Below are 23,043 nucleotides of genomic sequence, written 5' to 3' on the forward strand. Positions count from 1 at the left end.
CAAAATTTCCTCTGACTTTAGAAGAAGCTGAAGGCAACAAAAAAGAGTTAGACCGTTCTAGCTCTTAAAATTAATCAGTTTTGAGTTATTATTTTTTTACAGGTTTTAAAAATATCTGCACATTGTCACTATTTCCCCCCATTAGCTAAACGTTCCATTTCATTGTTCATTTCTGTAGTCATTGCAGCAAAAGCTTGGTTGGCCGCAATTACACCAACTTTTTTGAAGCGTTCAACAGCACGACTTATAAATGCTTCTCCCGCATTTTCCATACCCGCTTCTAAATTATTTAATGTCAGACTCGTTGATTGCTTGATTTCCGTTAGGTCATAAGCTAAAACCTCAAGTTCAAGCTGTTGAACTACCAACGGGGCATAATCGGGTTTTGCAAGCGTCAAGGTTTGCACAATTTCAGCTTCAACCTGGATATCTAGATTTGATATTTCTTCGTTAGGCTTCTGTTTTTGTACGTCCAAAATCCATTGTTCATGGTTTAGGGAAGAACTAAGTTGCTCCATTTGTTGTACACAAAAGCCTGTATAAGCCCTTTTATTCCGACTGCCCACTATAAAATCGCTATCAGACATCCAGTAGTAAGCGTGTCTGATTTTCTTGTAATACTGAGAAATTGTGGGTTTGCTGACTCTTAGAAATTCAGCGATCGCCGAACTTGAAAGAGGTGTATCTGTAAGTTGGTTCATTGTTCCTCTTTTCGTAAGGTTTCCGAAATGCTTTCCGAAAGGTTTCCGAAAGGTTTCCGTTAACTTTCCCAATCATAAAAAAACCCGCACTTGGCAGGTAGTGTCTATTTGGCTTTTAGTTGATTGATAAACGTCATTTTGGCAGTTGTAGAGCGTTTGTCCTTTGAGAGATAATTATGTGAAGTAGTCCAAAATGGTTTAAAACGGCTTCTCTAGGGGGTATATGTCGTTTTGATGTTTCTCTTGACGTGTACTTACTTAAAGTATCTGGTGCGTAGCCGGAAACCCTAACCGCAAATTCACGTCCATAGAGTTTCACGAAATCTCTGGGGTGCATGGGCGTGATTTGAATGTCTTTAGAGCGTATCATAGTTTAACCTCTTACAAGCATAAGTTGTAGGGAACGGTCGTCTCTCGCGGTTATTTGTACTAACTTCGAGAGTTTATTAATTAGTAGAATCAATAAATATATTATAATATGAAATGTTCAGAATATCTCTGAATTTATTAGAATATTGATGAACATTTATAAGATTTACTAGAAGCAATAATGACAAAAGTAAAAATTACAATTTATTGTTCCCCAGAATTAGTTTCAAAGCTAAAAAAAGATGATTGATACACTTAGCGAACAAGCCTGTTTTGCTAGATGCTGATGTTTTGTACAATATCAAAATCCTTGAATATAACAAAGAAGTGTTTTACAATCAAATAGTAGATTGAACCTTCAGCATATTATCTAGGAGCAGTATTCTCATCTTGTTTCGCCGAAAACAAATTATGTTATTTGAGATTCCTACAGAATCGGTATTGTGTTCCCCTATATACGGGGGATTTGTTTGAAATGAACAGACAAAAACATCAAAAGCCGATAAACTAATTACAACGCTTCACGGTAGATAAGATGAAAGAAACAGCAACACAAGTATTGATTCGTACTTCTGCAAAATGGTATAGAATTCGTCATTTATCGCCTTGTACAAGAAAGCGATTAATGACATTATCAGAAAAAGAATTTGAGACAGAACTTCAAGGACTGCTTAAACTCGCAGCTTAACTTCCTTTATTTCACCATTGGCAACTTTCACATAATCAACTAATTCTTTATATATTAAAGATTTATCCGTCCAGGGTGTTTCATCCCAAAAATTAATATTGCTGCAACAAAACGAAAGAATATCAAATAGTTGAGTGTTAATTTGGTTGACTACGGTTTCTTTTTGTTTGATTTTATTCATCTCTAAAATTGTTTGGTCAATAGCATCTTGAATAATTGAGCTTTTAGGTAAAAGTCTAAGTGCCTTTAGTTGCTCTTGCCTAGCAATCAATTCAGGGCTATCCTGTGTCTCAATATTTGAATTTGTAATTGCATATTCCTTAATCTCCCTGTGTCGTTCTACTAAGGACTTATCCACCGCAGATATAATATTTGGTAGATAGGTGCTAATTCTATTACTACAGAAATTATTTCCCATGTTTTCATGTTTTTTGCAGCGAACTCTATATTTTGAGTTTCGTTTCTTACAAAAGCATTTGTAGCCGCAATCAGCGCAAATAATCTGCCCCGCTAGTGGGAAAATCTCTGTTTCCTTTTTGTCCCTGCCGTAACTGTACCTAAATTTATTTTCGTCAAGTTTTCCAACTATGCGTTTAAATATATCTTTAGTAATCAACGGTTGGTGAGTATTTTCATGAATATCCCAGTTATCAGGTTTATTTAAATTGTCTTTGATATTATAAGCTGTACAGCCTCTTAGTACAGGATTTAAGAGCCAGTAACGTAATCCAGCAGCAGTCCACCTTTGATCATAAGTTTGCAGTAAATATTGAGCCGTGCGTCTCAATGTAGCCCCATCATCGAGGAAATATTCAATCATCTTATGAGCGATCGCCCATTTACTAATTCCATTAATCTCAGATAAATCAGGAGCATACTTTTCATCAACTCGACAATACCCAAAAGGTGGACGGGGAGAAGCCTTTTTCTGTTCTCTAAAAAAGTTCATGCCATTTTTGATACGATTAGCGAGTAGCCTAGATTCAAATTCAGCCAAACCAGCCATCTGATTCACAGAAAACCACCCAAAGGGGGAGGATGGGTCAACAGGGGCATCCAAAACCGTGAGTTTAACCTTGTATTCCTCAAAGATAGCGATCGCCTTGTGAATCCCTACCACGCTGCGTCCTAGTCGGTCAATTCTAGTGCAGATGACTTCGTTGATCTTGCCCTGTTTGCACTGAGCAATCATTTTATTAAATTCTTTCCTCTTGTCGCTGCGGCCAGACTCAACGTCTGAGAAGATGATCATTGCACCTGCCTTTTCTACCCGTGCTGTTTGTTGCTCCAAAGCATTACCTTCATCCTGTTCACGGGTACTAACCCTCACATAACCTGCTTTCATAGTTATTCCCCATATTGTCCATATTGTTAATATAACTCTACCCGTTTGATGCTCCACTCCAAAGCTCAAACCACCGTTCTTCACTTGGCTGCTGAAAGAGGTGCTGTTGAAGATTTAGAACTTCATGAAGTAATGCTCAAAGGTTTCCGCGACGTTAAGTGCGTGGAATCTGGTGGTCCAGAACCCGGTGTAGGTTGCGCCGGTCGTGGTATTATCACCGCTATTAACTTCTTAGAAGAAAATGGTGCTTACCAAGACTTAGATTTCGTATCTTACGACGTATTAGGTGACGTTGTATGCGGTGGTTTTGCTATGCCTATCCGTGAAGATTAAGCTATGTTGGCTAAGGTTTTGATTATGCAATTGAGTTAAGTTTTTGTTTTTATGTTGCCCTAATTTTGCCCTGGGAATTTTTGGGAAAATGGGCAATTTGTTTTGTTTTTTTCTTTTGTTTACCCTATTTTGTCCCTAGTGTCAATAGGAATACATGATTTTTGATAAATGGGCTACTGATTGGTAATTGACTTTGGCTTCTGTATTTTTATTATCTCTATTGCTATATATAGTCTGTAGCCATAAAAGTAGCGTGGACTTATTATTCTGAATAATAAGCACAAGATTATAATTTTTTATCTATGAATTTGGATGGTCAAGCAATTTCTGGGACTGAATCGAGTTGTAGCTTCCAATTTAAGAAGGCTAAGAAAAAAAATTGGCATATCCCAAGAAGATTTAGCTGGAAAATGTGGATTGCATAGAACCTATATTGGTGCTATTGAAAGAAGTGAACGTAATATTACATTACAAACTCTAGAAAAACTTGCTGAAAGTTTAGGTGTGTCCCCACAAGATTTACTGGAAGAAAATTCTGATGTTTAATGATTGTAGAGATTTTCAATACTTTATTTATCAAGATGCAAGAAGATACTTTATTAACAATCATCATATACTGATAAAGTTAGAAAAATTTATAACTTCAAAATTGTATGAAATGATTAATAAAAGTATTCAACAAATAGTTGAAGATTATAACGAAGCCAGTTACTTGTATCCTTTTTGGCAAAACTATCCACCAGAAGAAAGAGGAAGACAACCTATAGGTGATCAATACCCTTGGATAGAAGTTGGTGAACACGCCATTGGAGATAAAATTCCAAGACTTATGGCAGAATATTTTGGTATTCGAGACGTAGGTTTACCTACAGGGTCAGACGTAAGATTGGTATTACAAAATAATGAAATTCACCATATTACAAATGGCTTGACAGATAAATGCTGGTTATTTCTTGATATTAAGTCTGTCGGACCTAGAGACGATCAAGATCATGCTGTAATGTCACATAACCAAATTTCTGGTAGTGGAAAATGGGATGATGTTGATAACGGCATTCAAAATGATGTAATAGTTGCAAGAGGGAGTAAAGCAAGTCACTTATTTCATTGTAGTGTTCCGCCATTTTATGTATTGAGTGATAAAACTATTGTACCAGTTGTAATCATTATTCTAAAACCTGTCTACAAAATGTTATCACTTAAAAAAAATTCTCAGGATGGAGGTCAGCCACTTCAAAGAATTAGTGTTGCTACAGTTCCAAATGGCTTACTTTTGCATGAAAATCCACACTATTTAGCTCATCATCCTCAATTATTTTTTCCTGGTAAAGACGATAAAACCAAGAATCCTCTAAAAGTGCGTTGTCGAGTTAGCTTTAAAATTCTCAGAGGTATAGATAACTGGAGATTTCAAGAAATCAAAAGTGTTGAATGTTAAGATTTTGAGGATGTTCCTCAAGTTGTGCATTGGCATTGGTGATACTAAATTTGAGTGCTTAATGATCTATTCTTAATAGATAAGCATTGTTTTCCGGGTAAAACACAAAAACTGTAAAGTTCTGTTGCATATCACCACACTTCTGTAAGAAATCCTATGTGAATGAGGCAAAGTTTAGTGTCGTCTGTACAAATGTAGTTTCTTGGATACGCTTTTCAGCTAAGGTGACATAAGATAGTTCTTTTTCTATACCTATATATTTTCTATCTGTCTTAATTGCGGCTATAGCAGTAGTACCACTACCCATAAACGGATCTATTACTAAGTCTCCCTTGGCACTGAATAAGCGTATAATTCTTGTAGCTAACTCTTCTGGAAACTTAGCTTCGTGGTCATTATTTACTCTGACACTATTTATGAACCAAATACCTCTAGATCCCCATTCTTTCCATTCTTGATTTGACAATTTACTTCTATCAATTACATACTCTCCTGGCTTCCAAAAAATATATAAGTCTTCGTATTCACTTACAGCTTTTAAACTATTGGTTGTCCATTGACTATTTGCCCAACATGGATCTTTTGCCCAAATACGCTTATCATACAAATATATTCCTATATTATAAGCGTACTTTTCTAGATAATGACTAACTAATTTAACTCTTGTTTGAGTCAGGTACTTACCTCCACGGATGTTGTTTCCATTTAATCGACGATCAATTGTTTGCTCACTACAGCCAAGTAATTCTGCTAATTGATAACGAGTGTAATGGGGATATTTTTGACGAGTTTCCAGAACCATTTCTCTTGTTACTTTGCATTTTTGGTGTGAGATGTTTAGGGCTTGTATTCGAGGTATATTTTCATCCTTAAAACATAAAATATCTGCTATGTTGATAACAAGAAACCCACCTGGCTTTAATACTAATGCATGATTTTCAATAACTTTTTTCAATATTGTTTGCCAAGATTCAAAAGTCTCTCCTTTTTCATACTGTTTACCTACAAAGTACGGAGGAGACCATACACTAAGTGCAACACTACTAGGCTCAATTTCGAGCATTTTTAGTTCTGACCTACCGTGATAGATTTTGTTAGCTTGCAAGTACCGCATCAAAAAAATGCTATATAAAGTCATCATATCTTATGATACATAAATATATGAAATTTGTCAAGGTGTAAATGATAAAAATATTAAGTCGTGGTTTTTTGGTGTGGAAGGAATATCAATAAAAAAGTATATTTATATTTTTCAGTAATGTTTTTTTGTGGAGAGAGCGATACCTGCGGTGAGTTACGCGATCGCATTTCCGGTGTTGTGATTTGAGAGATGCTAAAATTGTTGAAATTAAATTAGTTGTTCAACCATGACAATCAAAGTTGAATCGTATGGAGTTGATATAATGCAAAACTCAATATCTAATTGCTTCACTATTGAAGTTGAGCAAGAAGAAGATGGACGTTGGATAGCAGAAATTTTAGAAATTCCTGGTGTTTTAGCTTATGGTTCGACTCAACAACAAGCAATATCTAATGTGCAAGCTTTAGCTTTGCGAGTGATTGCTGATAAACTGGAACATGGAGAAATTAACTTAGGGCTAACAAGTCTCACTTTTATTGCAGCATAGAGGATGAGAATATGAGCCAGTGGTCATCTACAAAAGCGAAAAAAGTATTAGCAGCATTAGAGAAAATTGGATGGAGTGTTAAACGACAAACAGGATCGCATAAAATCTTAGAACGAGAAAGATGGGAAGATTATGTATTTGCATTTCGGGATAGTGATGAAATTGGATCAAAAATGCTTTCTCGGATAGCTAAAAAAACAGGATTAAAACCAGAAGATTTATGAAAAAAGCAAATTTCTTTGAGAACGTTAAGTAAGTGTGATCGCATTTGCAACACTGATTTCTTGGACAACACCACTAGGAATAATCAACTTATGACAAAGTTCTGAAAGTAGATGAACCTGATTAATTTTAGTTAATACAATTAATGGTGAACTATTCACCACCCATTTTCTATTCACGCGCTAACTCCTCAGCTAACTCTTCAGGAGTGACTTGAAAGGGAGAAACATTATAGCGATTAAGTGCTTCTAAAAATTGTTGACGGCTCACTCCTGCAATTTCAGAAGCTTTAGATTGGGAAATCATACCAACTTCATACCATTTCACAGCAGCAGCTAATCGCATTTCTTTCACAAAAGTTTCTGGGTTACTGCGAAGTGCTGAAAAAACATCATTGGGAAGTTCAACGTTAATGTTTATGGTCATAGCATTAATTATGTTGACTGTTTTTTCTTAGACTAACATTAATTCGGCGAAGATGTTGTGTTTTATAAAGTGTGATACCTGTAGTGAGCTACGCGATTCCTACGGAGCGCTTCGCGATCGCATTTCCGGTATTGTAGGTTTGAGAGCGATACCTGCGGTGAGTTACGCGATTCCTACGGAGCGCTTCGCTATCGCTCAGAGTGAGTGTTAATATATTAATTAAGCATCGTTAGGAGAGCAATTAACCATGAAATTTACAAGAATTACAATTAATCCCAATAAAATGGGAGGAGTCCCTTGTATTCGTGGGTTACGGATTCCTGTTGCTACTGTGGTGGGTATGTTTGCTGAAGGAATGAGAGATCAGGAAATTTTAGCCGCATATCCTGATTTAGAAATAGAGGATCTTCAGGAAGCTTTATATTATGCCGCGCAAGCCGTCAGAGAAAGAGAATTACCCTTATTAACTGCATGAAATTTATAATTGATAATGCTTTATCTCCAATAATTTCTAAAGGATTACAACAAGCGGGTTTTGATTGCGTCCATGTTCGTGATTATGATATGCAAGCATCTGAAGATGTTGAAATATTTGAAATTGCTACACAAGAAAATCGTACAGTTATTTCAGCATATACGGATTTTGGTACTTTATTGGCACTGCGACAAGAGGTTAAACCATCGGTAATTTTATTTAGGAGAAATAGCGATCGCCGTCCTGAACAACAGTTACAAATTTTGCTAAAAAATCTTCCTAACCTAGAAGAAAGTATTTAATCAGGTAGTATTATTATTTTTGATCGTGATCGGGTTCGGATTCGTTCTTTACCCATTAATGGAGATCGTGATTAATGAAAAACTCAATTGTTGTAGGTTTAAAAGTAAATGATTTAATGCTCAATTAATATTGAGGATATATTTTTGATAACTGTTATTAATTCAAATAGAAGGAGATAAAAATGCAAATTGCAGTCAAGCCATATCAAGAAAAATACATTCTTGAAAAATTACAAGAAGGTAAATACAAAAACATTGATGAACTATTATCTGTAGCTTTTCGACTTTTAGAACAACATGATGAAAAAGAAAAGCAACTCAGTGAATTAAGACAAAAAATTGCAGAAGGAACAGAACAACTTCGTCAAGGTGAAGTAATAGAAGGTGAATTAGTTTTTCAACAACTACAAGAAAAGTTAAAGCAAATGGAACAATCTCAATAATGAATACTTATTTTTTCTCTAAACTTGCAGTTAAAGACCTTAATGAAATTTGTGAATTTATCGGTCAAACAAATATCAACGCAGCAAGTCAACTCTTTGATAATATTAGGGAAAAATGTAAGTTAGTCTCTAGTTTTCCAAACATGGGAAAAGACTATGCTTGGGTTGCATCTGATTTACGTGGTTTTATAGTTAATGATTATATTGTTTTTTATTATCCTTTGGAAAATGGAATTGAAATTGTCCGTGTCGTTTATGGAAAAAGAGATTTAAGGGCTGTATTTGAAGAATTTGGAGGTTAAGCTACGCGATTCCTACGGAGCGCTTTCCTGCGGAACACTACGTGAACGCTATCGCATTTGGGGTATGTGGTTTATGGAGAGTGATTTATAATGTATTTAGTATTTAGTATTTAGTATTTAGGTACATAATACATTCGGAGACGGAAATGAGTAAGCCTAAACTATTTGATGTTGTTGAACTTTTAATTGATTTACCAGAGTTAGAAATTCAAGCTGGTGAACTTGGCACGATTGTTGAGGAATATGACGATCGCGCTTATGAGGTAGAATTTGTCAATTCTGAAGGAGAAGCCCTTGCTATCTTAGCTTTGATGCCTGAGAATTTTATTGTGGTTTGGAAGAGCGAAACCCAGTCTTGGGTATCTCTAGCTGATCGTGTTTCTGCTATGCTACAAGCCTTGCCAGAAGATAGACAAAAACAGGTTTTGAACTTTACTCGTTCTCTTTATAAAACTCCTGCTTAAATATGATACTTGAATAAACCATTAATGCTTGGTCATCCATTGGCGAAAATGTCTTTGTTCCTCACACAGAAGAGGAATATGAACACTTAGTTAATATACTAGATTCTCTTATAGATCAAGTTGGTGAAGATGAAAGTCATCCGCTTGCATCCCTCATGGAAGTCATCGGCGTGTTAATTGAAAATTATGAAACTGAACATATTCCTGAACTCGAGGATATAGATTAACTATTGGGAAGTAATTTTTAATTGCTGAATTACCCCCCATTTTGCATCATCCAAACTAACATACCCAAGATTTCTTCCACAGGTGGGAGAGCATAATCCATTAAATCAATAGTCACAAGATCATTTTCCAACTTCAGAAAACGCCATTGTGTACCACTGGTAATAGAACCATAAATAACTGAAACTGGACGATTTTTAGCAGCATTAAATCTCTGCGCTGCCACCATCTCTGCAATACATTGTCCAAACCCAGTTCTTAAATCAGCCTTTTTTGCTTCAACAATCACAATTACTGGGGCTTCAATTTCTAAAACTTCAGGAGAACGACTTAACAGAAAATCACACATTCCATTAAGTCCAACTGACTCATCAACCGTAAAATCTTCACCAGAAAATAAACTAACTTGCCGAGTTAATATTTTTCTAACTTCTAATAATACAGGGTAAATAATCCCTTCAGAACGGGATTTTTCACTAGCAGAAGAAGAAATTGGTATACTTTCCTCAAGATATGCTTTGAGTGTAGCAGATACTTCAATCTTTTCGATAGCAGGAATAAAACGCCCACCTTCTTGCGTTTTTAACCCGAAAGCCTCTTTAACCTTACCAATAGATGTAAACTGACTATAAGGCATAATTTATAACATTCCATTCCTAAAAATTTTATCTTAAATCTATTATACCGTAGGTTGGGTTGACGGAAAGAAACCCAACATCAAACAGACAACAGAAAAACATTTAATTAATCATTTTCATCAAATCTTGATTTGCTATCTGCAACCTTAATCTTTCATTGTCTATTCTCAACCTCTCATTTTCCTGTTCCAGCTTAATCACCATATCTTGTAAATCTTCTGTTTTCGATTTTTGCTTAATTGCTTGCTCAATTGCAACCTTGCGATTTTCTAAACTAAACCACTTTTGATAAATGGATGTGTGCATATTCACAGAATGACCCAAATTATCAGCAGCAGCTTTAATTGGAATGCCCATTAAATGCGCTCTAATTGCCCAACCATGCCGTAAATCATAGGGTTGAAAAGGAATTCCCACAAATCTAAACCATCTATCTGTACCATGTCGTGCAGAATTTATTTCTCTACTCGTAACTTTATCTTTAATTTTCGCCTTTAATAACTCAATCGCTTCTGAATCAGTTTTTAAACTAAAAGTTTCCACCCAACGCGGATATAATGGTAAAGCTTCCCTTTCTCCAGTTTTACATTCTTCATTTACACGCCAGGTATTCATCGTATTTTCTGATGATAACCACCAATTTATATCAGGATTAACAAAAATTTCAATTGGTCTTAATCCATAAGTCGCTAACATTCCATAGACCCAACGCCAAAGTTTCCAGTTATTTCTATCTTCCCTAGTTGTCAACTTACTGGGACGTTTAATAGCATAGGTTTCAAACTTAAAATATTCCTGTTCTATCTCTGCATCAGTGGGTATATCACGCCGTTTAGAAATAGCCTTAATTTTTAAATTACTCAATTCTGGAACTTCTAAACCAGAACATTTACACAAAACTCTAATTACCTTAATTAGTTCATTTTTTACACTATCCGATGAAGTGCAGTCCTTTACAGCATCTATGAAATTAGTAGCGATCGCTATTTTATCCTTTGGCAAATGGGTTTTAGCAATATAGAAATAACTATTGAAAGTATTATCACTTTTAAGAGTACGTTTTCTAGTTTGGAAATAGTTTTTCTCAAACTCATTAATCAACTCTCCTATAGTTATTAATTTAGCTTTAAATCTAGTTTTGCCTAAATATTTATCAGTCCAGACAAATTGTTTTCTAGCGATCAATTTTCCTAATTCATTAGCCTCTTCTTCCGCAGTATTTAACCCATCAAAACTAAATGGTATCCCCAAAGAAATATCATATTGCTTTGTGCCGATACCGTTTTTATCAATATCACCTGGTTTAATAGGTAGGGTAGTTCTCAACTGCAATGTATTACCAGAGTTTCTGACAGTAACACTCACCCTAGCCGCTCTTAGCCTAGCATTAATTGCCTTTAATTCTGTTACTAATTTTGCCGTTAGATGACTCTCTTGATTTTCTACTGCTTGCATTCTGCCTAAATATCCCCCATCTGTAGATCGCTGTTTGGTGAAAATTGGCAAATGCTTCCTGTGTTCTGTCCATACCCTAGATTTACCCTAATAAAAAAACTGTTTATCTAAGACAATGATTACGGCAAACATAGTTGAAAATAAACATTTTCAGGCTATTAAAATCATATTCTTACTCTTTCCCGTGAAGGTAAAGCACAAGAAATCTACATCGTTACCTCTGGTGAAATGATGGCGATGTATGCTGCAAACAACATTGCTCGTGGTGTTCTCAAATATGCTCACAGTGGTGGAGTACGTTTGGGTGGTTTGATTTGTAATAGCCGTAACACTGACCGGGAAATCGAATTGATCGAAACCTTGGCTAGTCGGTTGAACACTCAAATGATTCACTACGTTCCCCGTGACAACATCGTTCAACACGCTGAATTACGTCGGATGACAGTGAACGAATATGCACCAGAAAGCAACCAAGCTAACGAATACCGCGCCCTAGCTAGAAAAATCATCGACAACACCAACCTCGCCATCCCCACACCAATCGAAATGGAAGAGTTGGAAGAATTGTTGATTGAATTTGGTATTCTGGAAAGCGAAGAAAATGCTGCTAAATTAGTTGGTAAAGCAGTATAGTCCATTGCTAAAAAAGGCAGAGAGCCACACATCACAAGCTCTCACCTTTGACCAATATTTCCTCTACCCCCACAGGGGACATCATGTCCCCAATCCCTATTCCCCGTTCCTTAGGAGCAAGAGAGATAGAATATGACTCCTCCCGATGACAAGAAGATTGTTGAACAAAGAAAAGAACTAGTTAAAGAAGTTCTGAAAGCTTATCCCGAAAAAGCTGCTAAAAAGCGCGAGAAGCACTTAAACGTATTTGAAGAAGGTAAGGCAGATTGTGGTGTTAAATCTAACATCAAGTCCCTTCCCGGTGTAATGACCGCTCGTGGTTGTGCTTACGCAGGTTCTAAAGGTGTGGTTTGGGGTCCTATTAAGGACATGATCCACATCAGCCACGGTCCAGTAGGTTGCGGTTATTGGTCTTGGTCTGGTCGTCGTAACTACTACATTGGTACAACAGGTATTGATACCTTTGGTACCATGCACTTCACCTCCGACTTCCAAGAACGGGATATCGTTTTCGGTGGTGACAAGAAACTCATCAAGTTAATTGAAGAATTAGACGTATTATTCCCTTTAAACCGTGGTGTTTCTATTCAATCTGAATGTCCCATTGGTCTAATTGGGGATGACATCGAAGCAGTAGCTAAGAAGACATCTAAAACTATTGGTAAGCCAGTTATTCCTGTCCGTTGCGAAGGTTTCCGTGGTGTGTCTCAGTCTTTAGGACACCACATCGCTAACGACATGATTCGTGACTGGGTATTCCCCAGAGCCGATCAAGCTAAGAAAGATGGTACACTCAAGTTTGAGTCTACTCCTTATGATGTAGCCATTATCGGTGACTATAACATCGGTGGTGATGCTTGGGCGAGCCGGATTTTATTAGAAGAAATCGGTTTGCGTGTTGTGGCTCAGTGGTCTGGTGACGGTACAATCAACGAAATGTTGATGACCCCCAACGTGAAGATGAACCTCATCCACTGTTACCGCTCGATGAACTACATCAGCCGTCACATGGAAGAAGCTTATGGTATACCCTGTACAAAGTATGATTTAATTGTTGAAGATACCCAAATTTAGTCCAGGTCTAACTTTGTTCGCCCCGCGCACTGTTCTAAATGGACTGAAATTTAAGACATATTTAAGCCATGATAAAAACAGGGACTGAGGACAATTTTGGCGATTTCACGCCGCCAGCATCTACCGATGGCAGCTATCTAGGGAATCAAAAACACATGAAGGCTACTCGGCAACATTTGCAGCAGAAGTTTGACAAGGGCTTTGTAGATGCTAAGGCTCGGTTGAAGGCTGGTAAGACTAAGGTAGGTTTGGTTTTGAGCGGGTCTGGGGACACTATCCAGTTGCAGGCATCGTTACCATTGAAACCGGGCGATGTTGATACCAACGGTAAAGGGGTCAAGCAGTATAAGATTTCTTTGAATATCCCAGCGAATTTGGATGGACTGCTGACCGCAGAGGAAGAAGCACACGAGTTAGGTAAGCTGATTGCTCGGAAGCAGTTTGAATGGACTGATAAATATTTAGGAAAAATCAACAAGAATGATTTACCTAAAACAGTTGGTGAGATATTGAAGGATTTTGAAACTGAATATTTTAAAACTCACAAGTTAACGGAAAAGAGCAAACATACCTTTTTTTATTATCAGGAATATCTAAAGAGGTACATTGGGTCTGATACACTGCTATCTCAAGATGCAATAAATCAGAGGTTAAGTGTTTTAGGTGATCATGCCAAGCACAGCACTATTAAAACTTTAAAGGTTTTGAAGTCAACTTTAAAATTAGAGTGTTTTAGTTTTGAAGGAATTAAGAATAAGCGTCCAGAGGTACAGGTTAGAGATATCCCTACTGATGATGATGTGGTCAAGTGCTATCAATTTTTCCATAATTATTCGTTGGCTAGACGGGCGACTATTAAGAAAAAATGTGTTGATAGTTGGAAGTTGTGGGAATGGGTATATGGGATGTTGGCTACCTATGGTTTACGACCGAGGGAATTGTTTGTTAATCCGGCGATTGATTGGTGGTTGAGTGATGCGAATAAGGATAATACTTGGAAGGTTGATAAGGAAACTAAAACAGGACACAGGGAGGCTTTACCCCTGCATCCTGAATGGGTTGAGTTGTTTGATTTAAAGAATGCAGACAGGTTAATAATGTTGAAGTCTCAAACTGAAGGTAGAACCAGTTTTAGTGATATCAACATTATCAGGGTTAATTGTTCGTCGTGGTTTAGACGTGTGCAAGTTCCTTTTACCCCTTATGATTTGCGCCATGCCTGGGCAATTAGAGCGCATATTATGGGAGTTCCAATTAAGGCTGCTGCTGATAATTTGGGTCATTCGGTGGAAATTCACACGGAAATTTACCAGAAGTGGTTTAGTTTGGACAACAGAAAAAAGGTAATTAAACAGGCTGTTGAACGTAGAGATGATGACGAAACTTTGAAGGATGAAAATGCTAGGTTGAAGGCTGAAAATGAGTATCTAAGACAAGCTTTGACACGAAAGCAAGTCTCTGAGGTACTTTCTGGGTGATGCTACATTTCTTCTATTTGCGATTCTTCAACTTCTATCCATTCATGGTCTTCAAATATCCACTCTGGGTGATCTTCTGGTAGTTTAATGCAGTACATCCAGTTGTAGCGCGTCCACCAAAGACCAATTATATGAACAGGATGTAATATTTCTCCGTTCCTTTTTTTCATTCTGTGCAGCACGGTTTGTCCAATATAGTATTTTGGTTTGGTAAATTCCTTTGTGACCCGCAGCCGCCAAAATTGGGCGCGAGAATCTGATACCCATAAGGGCTGGTTGGATGCTAACATTTTATTGCTCCTAATCAGTTACTGTGATTGGGTGAATCCGTCCCAGCGAGGAGGTGATCTCTCTCTCGCTGGGCATTTTAAAGCGTACGCTTCACTTAAATATCAATCGGTATTGTAAGCAGCGATGCGACGTTACGAACTTACTCGCTACAACCTTACTCATTCGACTGTATTCAGTTGTATGCAAACAGGATAACCTTTAACTGAATACATTGTCAACAGTATTGTAGGCAGCGATGCGACATTACGAACTTACTCGCTACAACCTTACTCATTGAACTGTATTCAGTTGTATGCAAACAGGATAACCTTTAACTGAATACAATGTCAACAGTGTTGTAGACAAAAAATATAAAACCTGATAAACTGTAATCAGTTGAATACAGGAGTATTATGGTCAGCAAGGCATTTTCGTTTCGCCTACCCGATGAAGTGGTAGAAGCATTGGAGTCTCAAGGCTTGGAAAATGAAACACTAAATCAGACAGCTCAAAGAGTTTTAACAGAGTCATTGGGATTCTCAGCGTCTCTATCACTTCCTAAAAGAATAACGGGAGCCGTAGACATCCAGAACCTGGTTAAGCGGGAAGTGGAAAGTGCGATCGCAGAAGTTAGGCAGGATATTAATCAGGAAGTGGAGCGTATTCTAGCTACATCTACGGCTGCTGACATAGCTGTAGACAATGTAGACATCCAGGACTTGGTTAATCAGGAAGTGGCAAATGCGATCGCAGGAATTGGGCAAGCAATGGTTAAGCGGGAAGTAGTAAGTGCGATCGCAGGAATTGGGCAATCATTGGTTAAGCGGGAAGTAGCAAGTGCGATCGCAGAAGTTAAGCAGGATTTAAATGAACGCCTGGGGGAGTTAGCCGCTTGAGAGATAACACCCAATCTCTCAGGCAAGAAATAGATTTTGAGGCGGCGCGCGACAAAGTATTGAAAAAACTGAAAGTAGGAAGGCAGTCAACCGCAGGTAAAGCAATTGACGCTTTGATTAAGGAAATCAATTTATCAGGAGTTTAACATATGTCAGAAACACAGAAGTTTGGAGAGTTAGTGCAAGATGCACAGCGAGATGATGGGTACGTCAACGCTACTAAGTGGTGCAAGATTTTCGGTTATCGCCTGAATAATTGGAAGCAATTACCAGAGACAAAAGCAAGACTTCAGGTACTTTCAGAAAAAAATAGTCTAGAAGTTAGTCAGCTTATTTGTACTATTGGTCAAGGGCGTGGCTCTACTACATGGATTCACCCCATCATGGCGGTTCATCTTGCCAGCTACCTTGATCCAAATTTCGCTAACTATGTGGCCGAGACGTTCGTTAGATACGTCACCGCCGATCCACATCTCGCTGCTGATATTGCCTCAAGGCAGGAAACTATTGAAGGGCTGGAAATCATCAATGAAGCAGTCCAGGAGCGGTACAGTTTCCTTGAGGGAAAAGATTGGGACTGGGAAGGTAAAGAGATAGACTATGGCGATGAATATGCCATTCTTTTTAAAGAGTACAGTGCAGAGAGATTCGCTCGTTTGCAGAAAAAGTTTGGATTAGCGCACGAAGAACGTAAGGGAATACATTGTCAGTGGTATCTGTTAAACCAGTCACTAATTGAAGAGTTTCTCAAAGACAAGTACCCAAGCATCTACTCAGGTGTGTTTTGCACACATATTGCAAACTACGAGGAATGGGAAGATGATATGTTCGGATTGGTAGGCTACTTCAAGGAAGAAATTGAATCTTGGGTTAAAGAGAAGAACAGTAGCATCTAGAAATTAGTCAATTTTAGTCAATTTTAGTCAATTAAGTTGATAGTACAATAAACTGACTAATTTTCAGTCAATTAAGTTGATAGTACAAATAAACTGACTAATTTTCAGTCAATTAAATTTTGATGGCATGAAAAACTTGAAAGCCTTGCTGTACTTGGTAATCCGGTTATGGATACATCATTACTAATTACTGTCAGGGGGTGAGGGTGATCACCCCTGATCACCCAGTGATCACCTCAAGTGATCACCCCCAAGATGATGTCACAGCAAGCGATACAGCCAAAGGTGATCAGGTGATCACCAAAAACAGCCATTTTAAAAATTCAGAGGAAGAAAAAAATTTAGAGCCAAAACCGCGATCAAGTGATCACCTTTGCCTAGAAGCACCACACAGCAAGGAGTCCGGGGGTGATCACCGGGGTGATCAAGAGGTGATCACCCCCTGATCACCCAAGGAGAGCGATCGCCCTCTACTGGGTTGCTGTTAATTTAAGTATCCTTACTAATTCCTGTCAGGGGGTGATAGACCTCACCTCCTAACACGGATTCTTAATAAAATTTTGAAAGCTTTGCGGCATTAGTGTGTAGTGTGACTCATTTACTGTGTCGTTTTCTCCTTTAAGAAAGACGAGTAGAAAATTTATTTTTGGTTGATAATTCGATAATCATGCAAAACAACGATAAATAAGGGGTTTAGACTAAATAAAAAACTATATTTAAGACATATTTAAGCCATAGAAACTCCATAGAGCTATAACTGTTGATATATAAGGGTTTCAGCTTACCGATTTTTATCTACCCTGGTTAGAATATAATTTCTTCGGTCCTACCAAGATTGCTGCTTCTTTACGGGAAATCGCTTCTAAGTTTGACGGGAAGATTCAAGCCAATGCTGAGAAAGTAATTGCTAAATATCAACCTACCATGGATGCGATCGTTTCTAAATATCGCCCCCGTTTGGAAGGTAAGACTGTAGCAATGATGGTTGGTGGTCTACGTCCCCGTCACGTTGTTCCCGCTTTCCAAGATTTGGGAATGAAGATGATTGGTACTGGTTATGAGTTCGCTCATAATGACGACTACAAACGTACCACTCACTACATTGAAAACGGAACTATCGTTTATGACGACGTTACCGCGTTTGAATTTGAAGAATTTATCAAAGCATTGAAGCCAGACTTAGTTGCTTCTGGTGTGAAAGAGAAGTATGTCTTCCAAAAAATGGGTCTTCCTTTCCGTCAAATGCACTCTTGGGATTACTCCGAACCTGGTGATGTTGTTGGAAAAGTGCGTTAATTTCAGGTTTTTTTATTGATGAATTTTGAGAGTTAAATTTTTAGACTAAATGTAATTTATTATGTTTAATAATAACATTGTTTGTGGATAACTGCAAGTAGTAATAGTCTGACTCTGTTTGGCTTTGAGATTTGGGTTAAATTAAGAATGTTCAATATAAAAGCTTTTTTATAGAGAATTTTTTAGATTAAATATGGCGATCGCACTAGGCTAAAAAATAAATAAACTGCTGATGATAAACTGGTATCACAAGATGGATTGAAAACGCCGATTATACTTTTTGGAAATTTTTATCAGATACAATTTTCACATCTATAGATTTATGGCTTTTGCAATTATGAGTAATTAGTTTTTCTAGCATATTTTTATAGATTACAATAACTCAGGAATATGTTCATTTTCATAGTTTTCAATTAATGCACCAATTACTTCCATAAGCGATGCGAGAGGATGGGTTTCATCCTCACCAACTTGATCAATAAGAGAATCAAGTATATTAACTAAGTATTCATATTCTGCTTCTGTGTGAGGGACAAAAACATTTTCGGCAATAGATGACCAAGCAGTGATAGTTTGATTGATGTTTAAACTTTGCATTATTCTTTCCATTTTCCTTGATCGTATTCTGGATGAGTTAACACAGCACGAATATAGATTTTTTGACGGTTGTAATGAATTGCAGCAATGAGTCTAACTTTGTTGCCACCAATATTAAATACTGTTAATTTACCAACTTGATCTGCTGATGGAAACATTTCCCGGAGTTCTACAAATGAGGTAAATTCATTTTCCTTTACTAATTGATACCACTGAGATAATTTTATCATTCATTTATCTCACTTCCCATGCGATCACAGCGTTAATATAACTGAAGATGTCGTCAATGTTATTGGTGGATTATCTTTAGTTTTCTTGATTTTATCATTGGATATTTGGGAGGGTGCGATCGCTCTTTGGGATTTGGAAGAGTGCGATCGCACTAATAATATTAGCTAAGATTTTCTTTTTCTTCTATTTGAAAGGTGAGAATTATCAGTATCTTCACTAATTGTCGTTTCAACAGTAGTAGATAATTGGTTGTCCAAAATATCTTTATCTATCTGTATTTCTTTATCAGTTTCTTCTTGAGCCTCTTCTATAGTTTCTTCTTGACTTGCTAAAAGCCCAGCATACTTGATTGTTTCTAAACCTTTTTTAAACCCAGGGTAGTCATCAATTGCTGTATTCATATCAGTCTCAAGCTTATAGTCACGACGCAAATTTTGAATTTGTTTCTCAATTGCTTCTATTTCTATCATTAATTCCTTGTCTCTATTATCCTCCAGAATGTCACCAATGGCCTCAAGTAAGCGAATCCCATCTTCACGCATAGCAGAAGAAGGATGAAGTGTAATAAACTCCTTCTTCAAACGGTCTATTTTTTGAGACAGTTTTTCGTTTGTTAATTTTTGCTGGGCGCTACGCTGCATAGAGTTTAACTTTCTAAACAAAGTTTTGAAGTTATGCTCAAAAATATTAAGTGCATTAATCTGATTTTCATTGAGATTTTTTTGTTTTGACCACTTATTTATTACTTGAATAACATTTCTCGCAAATCCAGCTTTATTTTCACCGATTTTTGAGTCTTCTACTAAGTCAGGATAGTCTTTTAAAATTTCATCTATAGCATCAAGAACAGTTTGACCAGCAATTTTACTTGATACTAAATTTTCAGTTAAAAATTCAAGTTCATTATCATTTATTTTAAGAAACTCCCGTAAATACATCTTTGTTGCTTCTACACAAATTTCCAAAGGAATAATATCTTCTATTTCAAGTCTTTCTGTTGCATTTTCAGATACTAATTTAAATTCTCCTTTCAGATCACCAAGTTGAAGAATAAACTTCTCTTTAAGCAAGCTTTTACTATGTTTGCCTCCCTTTTTACCTATTAATTGCTGTTTAGCCTCATTGCCACTTTTATCACTGTCTAATAAAACAATAACTGCAATTTGTTCTGCGTGCCTTCCACAAGCTAGATATACCATATAGCGAGTTTGTGAAGCTCCTCCTGAATCAACAATTGTGATTTGGTTTAAATCTAAAGTTTCTAAGTCAGATATACCTTTGCTTCTAAGATAAGTTGCTGCTCCAGCAATAAGAATTTGATCACCAATACCTTCAACCATTAAATTACAATTGCCAATAAAAACTGTTTCACCAATATGAGGACCAATTGAAGACCTCAGTGGTTCATAACGGCATTGGGCAAAATCTTTGACTACCCGTGTTCCTTCATCATCATTGCCTTTCTGTAGTACCCGAATACGTTCGGTATGATTTTTATCAATTAAAAAAGGAGAGTGAGTAACGTATACTACCTGAATTGGACGAGTTAAATGTGATCCTGGTTTGGGATTTGCAAATAAATCAAATACTTTCAATAAGTCTTGTTGTGCTTGACTAGAAAGATAAGCATCTGGCTCATCCATCAACAGTATTTCAGTTTTATTTGGATCGGGTTCATGAGATCGATACTCAATGTAATAGCTAAGAAAATATCGTAGTCCTTGGCTTCTTTCCTTAAATGAATATTCCGTTCCTGTTCTATCTGTTATGGTAAAAACTAAATCATAATCTCTAGCCATAACTTTTAGACAAAAGTTTCGATCTTGAACCCAATAGTTCGGGAAGTTTAAATTAATGGCTAATTGCTGGTTAATCCTTTTAATTATCCCATTGGCATAGCCTTCTAATCCATCTTTAATTGCTTCAGATAAATCAATTAATGAGTTCCTATCTACTTGGGCAATTTTGCAGATTAATTTGTAGGCTAAATTAAATCCTTTTTCTCTTTTTTCTTTTTCTTTATCATTAAAGTTATCTTCACTAATCGCTGAGATAATTGATTTAATTGGCTTAACTGCTTCATGATCAATTTCTTCTCTTTGTTTACCATCAAAACCACGGATTTTAGATATTAATTCTGGATCATCAAAAGTATCAAGTGCATTTACTATTATATTTCTTTGTTCTCTATCTATAACTTCAAATTTTCTACTACCCACATAATCCTTTTGATCCAATTCAACTAATTTTTTAATGGGAACACTTGATGGAAGCGCAATACTAGACTCAATTCTAAATGGCTTAGGAAGTAGTTTTTGCACTTCAATTTTTTGATTTTCTTCAAGTTTATATTGTCTGTATTGTCTTTTTTCAGGTAAATAGATAGTTAAATCATGAATGTTATTACGAAATATCAAAAATCTGTCAAACCAGATATCATCATCAATTTTGATAATTTTTTTTATACTTTTATATTCAGCTTCAGAAAGACCCCATTCAGAACCGAAATCAGGATATTTTAATTCGTTTTGTTTAACCGTAAAAAAAGGAGAATAGCGGCAGAAATCGCTACGTTTAATTTCTTCTCCAAATCTATTCTTTCCAGATATGGCCTTTTCAATAGCACTTAACAGGTGAGACTTTCCAGATTCATTTGCACCAACTATGGTTGTAATTTTAGAATCAAAAGGAACTTCGACGTAGGGATAATAATTTTTTTCTATGAGTTCCCACGGTTTAGGTTCTCTATTTTCCTGTTTTCTTAGGAAGTCATCATTGAAGGATTTATAGAAGCGAATGAAGATTGTTTTAAGATACATAGGTCACAACCTGATAATATACTTATTTATGCGTAATTTACTTGAGCATAACACTAACGTATACAATACGTCAATATGTATTTCATGAAAATTTAAAAGTTCACATGATGAGGAATGCAGAAAATGGAGGTTGTGTCAATTTGATTAACCAAACTTAACTCCGTTTATAAACCATTTCCATCCTCAACTTCTCCACCTCAATCTTCAATCTTTCATTCTCCATTTTCAACCCTGTATTTTCATCCTTATTAATACATTTTGACTTCTATTTTTCACTAACGAAACTTAATACAAAATTTTAAATTATATTCAAAAATAATGACAATTTGCTAACAACCATGTAAAATAATATTATTCTTAGTTACTTAAAACTAGGGTTATAAAAAGGAAAAATCGTTATGGAAAAGCGAATAACTATTCATCCAGACATTTGCAATGGCAGACCTGTTATTACTAACACTCGAATTTCTGTACAAACAATTATAGAATTTTTAGGTGCAGGTGATTCTATCGAGGAAGTATTAGAAGAATACCCATCTTTAGAAAGAGAAGATATTTATGCTTGCATCCAATTTGCAGCAAAATTGATGGGGAATCATTACGAGGTGAGAAAAATTGCATGAATGGGTTTTTATTTGATGAAAATCTCCCTATTAAAATCCAATTTACTCCATCTTTACCCATTATTCATGTTTCTATTTTAGGGAATAGTCCAAGTGATACCCAAATCTGGGAGTATGCAAAGGAAAAAGAACTGGTGATTGTTACTAAAGATTCGGATTTTTCTGATCGGATGATGGTTGATTCGCTCCCACCTAAAATAGTGCATCTACGTTTTGGAAATATGCGGAAACGTGAATTTCATTCATTTTTAGCTAGAGTTTGGACGGAGATTGAGATTTTAGTTATTGATCACAAGCTAATTAATGTTTATTCAGATCAAATCGAAGCATTTAAATAGTGTTAGGGTGAGTGAATTGTTTCAATTAATTATTCTGATAATTTATGTAGATGCACCCTACATTATTACCATGAAAAGTTAATTAAAAGCTATAAAACTTAACTCTGTTTATAAACCATTTCCATTCTCAACTTCTCTACCTCAATCTTCAACCTCTCATTCTCCATTTTTAACCCTGTATTCTCATCCTTGATCAATTCAACCTCATTTCGTTTACTCAAAGCCTGATTAATTGCCAACTTCCGCATATCCAAAGAAAACCAACGTTGATAAGTTTTCGTATGAATCTGCACACTATGACCTAAATTATCCGCCGCAGCTTTAATCGGAATCCCTAAAATGTGCGCTCGAATTGCCCAAGCATGACGTAAATCATAGGGTTTAAAATCTAAACCAATTTTTCTAAACCACCAACTCACCCTTTGAATTAAAGCCGTG

28 protein-coding genes and 5 pseudogenes are annotated in these 23,043 nt (G+C 36.4%); 21 read left to right on the forward strand and 12 right to left on the reverse strand.

Annotated elements, in window-relative coordinates; translation table 11 throughout:
* Positions 1 to 128: 128 nt before the first annotated feature.
* Positions 129 to 701, reverse strand: coding sequence for a hypothetical protein (locus VB711_RS23925; protein WP_323288903.1), 573 nt, complete (start codon positions 699 to 701; stop codon positions 129 to 131).
* A 904-nt stretch (positions 702 to 1,605) separates the two neighbouring features.
* Between VB711_RS23925 and VB711_RS23930 the strand changes: the two genes are divergently transcribed.
* Positions 1,606 to 1,758 (forward strand): hypothetical protein, encoded by a 153-nt coding sequence (locus VB711_RS23930; RefSeq protein WP_323288905.1) that lies wholly within the window; start codon positions 1,606 to 1,608, stop codon positions 1,756 to 1,758.
* Here VB711_RS23930 and xisF read toward each other — a convergent pair.
* Complete coding sequence (xisF, locus tag VB711_RS23935; RefSeq protein ID WP_323288906.1) at positions 1,742 to 3,103, reverse strand: fdxN element excision recombinase XisF; 1,362 nt, start codon at positions 3,101 to 3,103, stop codon at positions 1,742 to 1,744. The two genes, VB711_RS23930 and xisF, sit on opposite strands and share 17 nt — an antisense overlap.
* Positions 3,104 to 3,136: 33 nt before the next feature.
* Here xisF and nifH (VB711_RS23940) point away from each other — a divergent pair.
* The 3 genes and pseudogenes from nifH (VB711_RS23940) to VB711_RS23950 all read left to right on the forward strand — a co-directional run.
* Positions 3,137 to 3,430 (forward strand): annotated as a pseudogene (gene nifH, locus VB711_RS23940) (nitrogenase reductase); the annotation flags it as partial.
* 318 nt (positions 3,431 to 3,748) lie between these two features.
* Positions 3,749 to 3,982 (forward strand): helix-turn-helix transcriptional regulator, encoded by a 234-nt coding sequence (locus VB711_RS23945; protein WP_323288907.1) that lies wholly within the window; start codon positions 3,749 to 3,751, stop codon positions 3,980 to 3,982.
* Entirely contained in the window at positions 3,975 to 4,874 is a 900-nt protein-coding gene (locus VB711_RS23950; RefSeq protein WP_323288909.1) for a BglI family type II restriction endonuclease, read from the forward strand. Before VB711_RS23945 ends, VB711_RS23950 begins: the two co-directional genes overlap by 8 nt.
* Positions 4,875 to 5,028: 154 nt before the next feature.
* Here VB711_RS23950 and VB711_RS23955 read toward each other — a convergent pair whose 3' ends face one another.
* The gene (locus VB711_RS23955; protein WP_323288911.1) at positions 5,029 to 5,937 is read right to left on the reverse strand and encodes a site-specific DNA-methyltransferase; all 909 of its coding nucleotides are present in this window, start codon (positions 5,935 to 5,937) and stop codon (positions 5,029 to 5,031) included.
* A 340-nt stretch (positions 5,938 to 6,277) separates the two neighbouring features.
* Between VB711_RS23955 and VB711_RS23960 the strand changes: the two genes are divergently transcribed.
* Together VB711_RS23960 and VB711_RS23965 are read left to right on the forward strand one after the other, a co-directional pair.
* Entirely contained in the window at positions 6,278 to 6,502 is a 225-nt protein-coding gene (locus tag VB711_RS23960; protein ID WP_323288912.1) for a type II toxin-antitoxin system HicB family antitoxin, read from the forward strand.
* An 11-nt stretch (positions 6,503 to 6,513) separates the two neighbouring features.
* Positions 6,514 to 6,726, forward strand: coding sequence for a type II toxin-antitoxin system HicA family toxin (locus VB711_RS23965; protein ID WP_323288913.1), 213 nt, complete (start codon positions 6,514 to 6,516; stop codon positions 6,724 to 6,726).
* Positions 6,727 to 6,750: 24 nt separating this feature from the next.
* Here VB711_RS23965 and VB711_RS23970 read toward each other — a convergent pair whose 3' ends face one another.
* The gene (locus VB711_RS23970) at positions 6,751 to 6,903 is read right to left on the reverse strand and encodes a hypothetical protein (protein WP_323288914.1); all 153 of its coding nucleotides are present in this window, start codon (positions 6,901 to 6,903) and stop codon (positions 6,751 to 6,753) included.
* Entirely contained in the window at positions 6,896 to 7,150 is a 255-nt protein-coding gene (locus VB711_RS23975) for a UPF0175 family protein (protein ID WP_323288915.1), read from the reverse strand. The genes VB711_RS23970 and VB711_RS23975 overlap by 8 nt, the downstream gene beginning before the upstream one ends.
* A 247-nt stretch (positions 7,151 to 7,397) precedes the next feature.
* Between VB711_RS23975 and VB711_RS23980 the strand changes: the two genes are divergently transcribed.
* The 5 genes from VB711_RS23980 to VB711_RS24000 all read left to right on the forward strand — a co-directional run bounded on the left by VB711_RS23980 (position 7,398) and on the right by VB711_RS24000 (position 9,136).
* Complete coding sequence (locus VB711_RS23980; RefSeq protein ID WP_323288916.1) at positions 7,398 to 7,625, forward strand: DUF433 domain-containing protein; 228 nt, start codon at positions 7,398 to 7,400, stop codon at positions 7,623 to 7,625.
* Positions 7,622 to 7,927, forward strand: coding sequence for a DUF5615 family PIN-like protein (locus VB711_RS23985; RefSeq protein ID WP_323288917.1), 306 nt, complete (start codon positions 7,622 to 7,624; stop codon positions 7,925 to 7,927). The genes VB711_RS23980 and VB711_RS23985 overlap by 4 nt, the downstream gene beginning before the upstream one ends.
* 182 nt (positions 7,928 to 8,109) lie before the next feature.
* Positions 8,110 to 8,370 (forward strand): ribbon-helix-helix domain-containing protein, encoded by a 261-nt coding sequence (locus VB711_RS23990; RefSeq protein ID WP_323288918.1) that lies wholly within the window; start codon positions 8,110 to 8,112, stop codon positions 8,368 to 8,370.
* Positions 8,370 to 8,672, forward strand: coding sequence for a type II toxin-antitoxin system RelE/ParE family toxin (locus tag VB711_RS23995; protein WP_323288920.1), 303 nt, complete (start codon positions 8,370 to 8,372; stop codon positions 8,670 to 8,672). The genes VB711_RS23990 and VB711_RS23995 overlap by 1 nt, the downstream gene beginning before the upstream one ends.
* Positions 8,673 to 8,818: 146 nt before the next feature.
* Positions 8,819 to 9,136: a DUF4926 domain-containing protein gene (locus VB711_RS24000; protein WP_323288921.1), complete on the forward strand. Its 318-nt coding sequence runs from the start codon at positions 8,819 to 8,821 to the stop codon at positions 9,134 to 9,136.
* A 256-nt stretch (positions 9,137 to 9,392) separates the two neighbouring features.
* Here VB711_RS24000 and VB711_RS24005 read toward each other — a convergent pair whose 3' ends face one another.
* Together VB711_RS24005 and VB711_RS24010 are read right to left on the reverse strand one after the other, a co-directional pair.
* Positions 9,393 to 9,998 carry a hypothetical protein gene (locus VB711_RS24005; RefSeq protein WP_323288922.1) on the reverse strand — a complete coding sequence of 202 codons (606 nt, stop codon included), beginning with the start codon at positions 9,996 to 9,998 and terminating at the stop codon, positions 9,393 to 9,395.
* Between the two features lie 103 nt (positions 9,999 to 10,101).
* Complete coding sequence (locus VB711_RS24010; RefSeq protein ID WP_323288923.1) at positions 10,102 to 11,505, reverse strand: integrase; 1,404 nt, start codon at positions 11,503 to 11,505, stop codon at positions 10,102 to 10,104.
* A gap of 132 nt (positions 11,506 to 11,637) precedes the next feature.
* On the opposite strand from VB711_RS24010, the pseudogene nifH (VB711_RS24015) reads away from it, so the two are divergent.
* From nifH (VB711_RS24015) to VB711_RS24025, 3 genes and pseudogenes are all read left to right on the forward strand, one after another.
* A pseudogene (gene nifH / locus VB711_RS24015) lies at positions 11,638 to 12,087 on the forward strand (nitrogenase reductase); the annotation flags it as partial.
* Positions 12,088 to 12,219: 132 nt separating this feature from the next.
* Positions 12,220 to 13,134 (forward strand): annotated as a pseudogene (locus VB711_RS24020) (nitrogenase component 1); the annotation flags it as partial.
* Between the two features lie 182 nt (positions 13,135 to 13,316).
* Positions 13,317 to 14,639, forward strand: coding sequence for a site-specific integrase (locus VB711_RS24025; RefSeq protein ID WP_323288924.1), 1,323 nt, complete (start codon positions 13,317 to 13,319; stop codon positions 14,637 to 14,639).
* A gap of 2 nt (positions 14,640 to 14,641) precedes the next feature.
* Here VB711_RS24025 and VB711_RS24030 read toward each other — a convergent pair whose 3' ends face one another.
* Positions 14,642 to 14,929 (reverse strand): hypothetical protein, encoded by a 288-nt coding sequence (locus VB711_RS24030; RefSeq protein ID WP_323288925.1) that lies wholly within the window; start codon positions 14,927 to 14,929, stop codon positions 14,642 to 14,644.
* A 393-nt stretch (positions 14,930 to 15,322) separates the two neighbouring features.
* Here VB711_RS24030 and VB711_RS24035 point away from each other — a divergent pair, with 393 nt between their 5' ends.
* The 5 genes and pseudogenes from VB711_RS24035 to VB711_RS24055 form a co-directional block, all read left to right on the forward strand.
* A complete protein-coding gene (locus VB711_RS24035) occupies positions 15,323 to 15,805 on the forward strand; it encodes a hypothetical protein (RefSeq protein ID WP_323288926.1) in 483 nt (160 codons plus the stop codon).
* The gene (locus VB711_RS24040) at positions 15,802 to 15,951 is read left to right on the forward strand and encodes a hypothetical protein (RefSeq protein WP_323288927.1); all 150 of its coding nucleotides are present in this window, start codon (positions 15,802 to 15,804) and stop codon (positions 15,949 to 15,951) included. The genes VB711_RS24035 and VB711_RS24040 overlap by 4 nt, the downstream gene beginning before the upstream one ends.
* 3 nt (positions 15,952 to 15,954) lie before the next feature.
* On the forward strand, positions 15,955 to 16,701 hold the full coding sequence (locus VB711_RS24045) for a KilA-N domain-containing protein (protein ID WP_323288928.1): 747 nt from the start codon (positions 15,955 to 15,957) through the stop codon (positions 16,699 to 16,701).
* Between the two features lie 206 nt (positions 16,702 to 16,907).
* Positions 16,908 to 17,147, forward strand: coding sequence for a hypothetical protein (locus tag VB711_RS24050; RefSeq protein ID WP_323288930.1), 240 nt, complete (start codon positions 16,908 to 16,910; stop codon positions 17,145 to 17,147).
* Positions 17,148 to 17,496: 349 nt separating this feature from the next.
* Positions 17,497 to 17,997, forward strand: a pseudogene (locus tag VB711_RS24055) (nitrogenase component 1); the annotation flags it as partial.
* 372 nt (positions 17,998 to 18,369) lie between these two features.
* Here VB711_RS24055 and VB711_RS24060 read toward each other — a convergent pair.
* The 3 genes from VB711_RS24060 to VB711_RS24070 all read right to left on the reverse strand — a co-directional run bounded on the left by VB711_RS24060 (position 18,370) and on the right by VB711_RS24070 (position 21,644).
* Positions 18,370 to 18,594, reverse strand: coding sequence for a hypothetical protein (locus VB711_RS24060; RefSeq protein WP_323288932.1), 225 nt, complete (start codon positions 18,592 to 18,594; stop codon positions 18,370 to 18,372).
* Positions 18,594 to 18,824 carry a type II toxin-antitoxin system HigB family toxin gene (locus VB711_RS24065; RefSeq protein ID WP_323288934.1) on the reverse strand — a complete coding sequence of 77 codons (231 nt, stop codon included), beginning with the start codon at positions 18,822 to 18,824 and terminating at the stop codon, positions 18,594 to 18,596. Before VB711_RS24065 ends, VB711_RS24060 begins: the two co-directional genes overlap by 1 nt.
* Positions 18,825 to 18,989: 165 nt before the next feature.
* Positions 18,990 to 21,644, reverse strand: a complete 2,655-nt coding sequence (locus VB711_RS24070; protein WP_323288935.1) for an AAA family ATPase — start codon at positions 21,642 to 21,644, stop codon at positions 18,990 to 18,992.
* A gap of 398 nt (positions 21,645 to 22,042) precedes the next feature.
* Here VB711_RS24070 and VB711_RS24075 point away from each other — a divergent pair, with 398 nt between their 5' ends.
* Positions 22,043 to 22,267 carry a DUF433 domain-containing protein gene (locus VB711_RS24075; protein WP_168498131.1) on the forward strand — a complete coding sequence of 75 codons (225 nt, stop codon included), beginning with the start codon at positions 22,043 to 22,045 and terminating at the stop codon, positions 22,265 to 22,267.
* Positions 22,264 to 22,605, forward strand: a complete 342-nt coding sequence (locus tag VB711_RS24080; RefSeq protein WP_323288936.1) for a DUF5615 family PIN-like protein — start codon at positions 22,264 to 22,266, stop codon at positions 22,603 to 22,605. Before VB711_RS24075 ends, VB711_RS24080 begins: the two co-directional genes overlap by 4 nt.
* Positions 22,606 to 22,703: 98 nt before the next feature.
* Here the strand turns inward: VB711_RS24080 and VB711_RS24085 are convergent.
* Positions 22,704 to 23,043: pseudogene (locus VB711_RS24085) on the reverse strand (site-specific integrase); the annotation flags it as partial.

This window comes from Cronbergia sp. UHCC 0137 (assembly GCF_034932285.1).
In the GTDB taxonomy this organism is placed as follows: Bacteria; Cyanobacteriota; Cyanobacteriia; order Cyanobacteriales; family Nostocaceae; genus Cronbergia.

Excerpts from the sequence above, each read along its gene's own strand:
- VB711_RS23925 (WP_323288903.1), bottom strand. The coding sequence starts at position 701 with ATGAACCAACTTACAGATACACCTCTTTCAAGTTCGGCGATCGCTGAA.
- VB711_RS23930 (WP_323288905.1), top strand. The coding sequence starts at position 1,606 with ATGAAAGAAACAGCAACACAAGTATTGATTCGTACTTCTGCAAAATGG.
- xisF (WP_323288906.1), bottom strand. The coding sequence starts at position 3,103 with ATGAAAGCAGGTTATGTGAGGGTTAGTACCCGTGAACAGGATGAAGGT.
- VB711_RS23945 (WP_323288907.1), top strand. The coding sequence starts at position 3,749 with ATGGTCAAGCAATTTCTGGGACTGAATCGAGTTGTAGCTTCCAATTTA.
- VB711_RS23950 (WP_323288909.1), top strand. The coding sequence starts at position 3,975 with ATGTTTAATGATTGTAGAGATTTTCAATACTTTATTTATCAAGATGCA.
- VB711_RS23955 (WP_323288911.1), bottom strand. The coding sequence starts at position 5,937 with ATGCTCGAAATTGAGCCTAGTAGTGTTGCACTTAGTGTATGGTCTCCT.
- VB711_RS23960 (WP_323288912.1), top strand. The coding sequence starts at position 6,278 with ATGCAAAACTCAATATCTAATTGCTTCACTATTGAAGTTGAGCAAGAA.
- VB711_RS23965 (WP_323288913.1), top strand. The coding sequence starts at position 6,514 with ATGAGCCAGTGGTCATCTACAAAAGCGAAAAAAGTATTAGCAGCATTA.
- VB711_RS23975 (WP_323288915.1), bottom strand. The coding sequence starts at position 7,150 with ATGACCATAAACATTAACGTTGAACTTCCCAATGATGTTTTTTCAGCA.
- VB711_RS23980 (WP_323288916.1), top strand. The coding sequence starts at position 7,398 with ATGAAATTTACAAGAATTACAATTAATCCCAATAAAATGGGAGGAGTC.
- VB711_RS23985 (WP_323288917.1), top strand. The coding sequence starts at position 7,622 with ATGAAATTTATAATTGATAATGCTTTATCTCCAATAATTTCTAAAGGA.
- VB711_RS23990 (WP_323288918.1), top strand. The coding sequence starts at position 8,110 with ATGCAAATTGCAGTCAAGCCATATCAAGAAAAATACATTCTTGAAAAA.
- VB711_RS23995 (WP_323288920.1), top strand. The coding sequence starts at position 8,370 with ATGAATACTTATTTTTTCTCTAAACTTGCAGTTAAAGACCTTAATGAA.
- VB711_RS24000 (WP_323288921.1), top strand. The coding sequence starts at position 8,819 with ATGAGTAAGCCTAAACTATTTGATGTTGTTGAACTTTTAATTGATTTA.
- VB711_RS24005 (WP_323288922.1), bottom strand. The coding sequence starts at position 9,998 with ATGCCTTATAGTCAGTTTACATCTATTGGTAAGGTTAAAGAGGCTTTC.
- VB711_RS24025 (WP_323288924.1), top strand. The coding sequence starts at position 13,317 with ATGAAGGCTACTCGGCAACATTTGCAGCAGAAGTTTGACAAGGGCTTT.
- VB711_RS24030 (WP_323288925.1), bottom strand. The coding sequence starts at position 14,929 with ATGTTAGCATCCAACCAGCCCTTATGGGTATCAGATTCTCGCGCCCAA.
- VB711_RS24035 (WP_323288926.1), top strand. The coding sequence starts at position 15,323 with ATGGTCAGCAAGGCATTTTCGTTTCGCCTACCCGATGAAGTGGTAGAA.
- VB711_RS24045 (WP_323288928.1), top strand. The coding sequence starts at position 15,955 with ATGTCAGAAACACAGAAGTTTGGAGAGTTAGTGCAAGATGCACAGCGA.
- VB711_RS24060 (WP_323288932.1), bottom strand. The coding sequence starts at position 18,594 with ATGCAAAGTTTAAACATCAATCAAACTATCACTGCTTGGTCATCTATT.
- VB711_RS24065 (WP_323288934.1), bottom strand. The coding sequence starts at position 18,824 with ATGATAAAATTATCTCAGTGGTATCAATTAGTAAAGGAAAATGAATTT.
- VB711_RS24070 (WP_323288935.1), bottom strand. The coding sequence starts at position 21,644 with ATGTATCTTAAAACAATCTTCATTCGCTTCTATAAATCCTTCAATGAT.
- VB711_RS24075 (WP_168498131.1), top strand. The coding sequence starts at position 22,043 with ATGGAAAAGCGAATAACTATTCATCCAGACATTTGCAATGGCAGACCT.
- VB711_RS24080 (WP_323288936.1), top strand. The coding sequence starts at position 22,264 with ATGAATGGGTTTTTATTTGATGAAAATCTCCCTATTAAAATCCAATTT.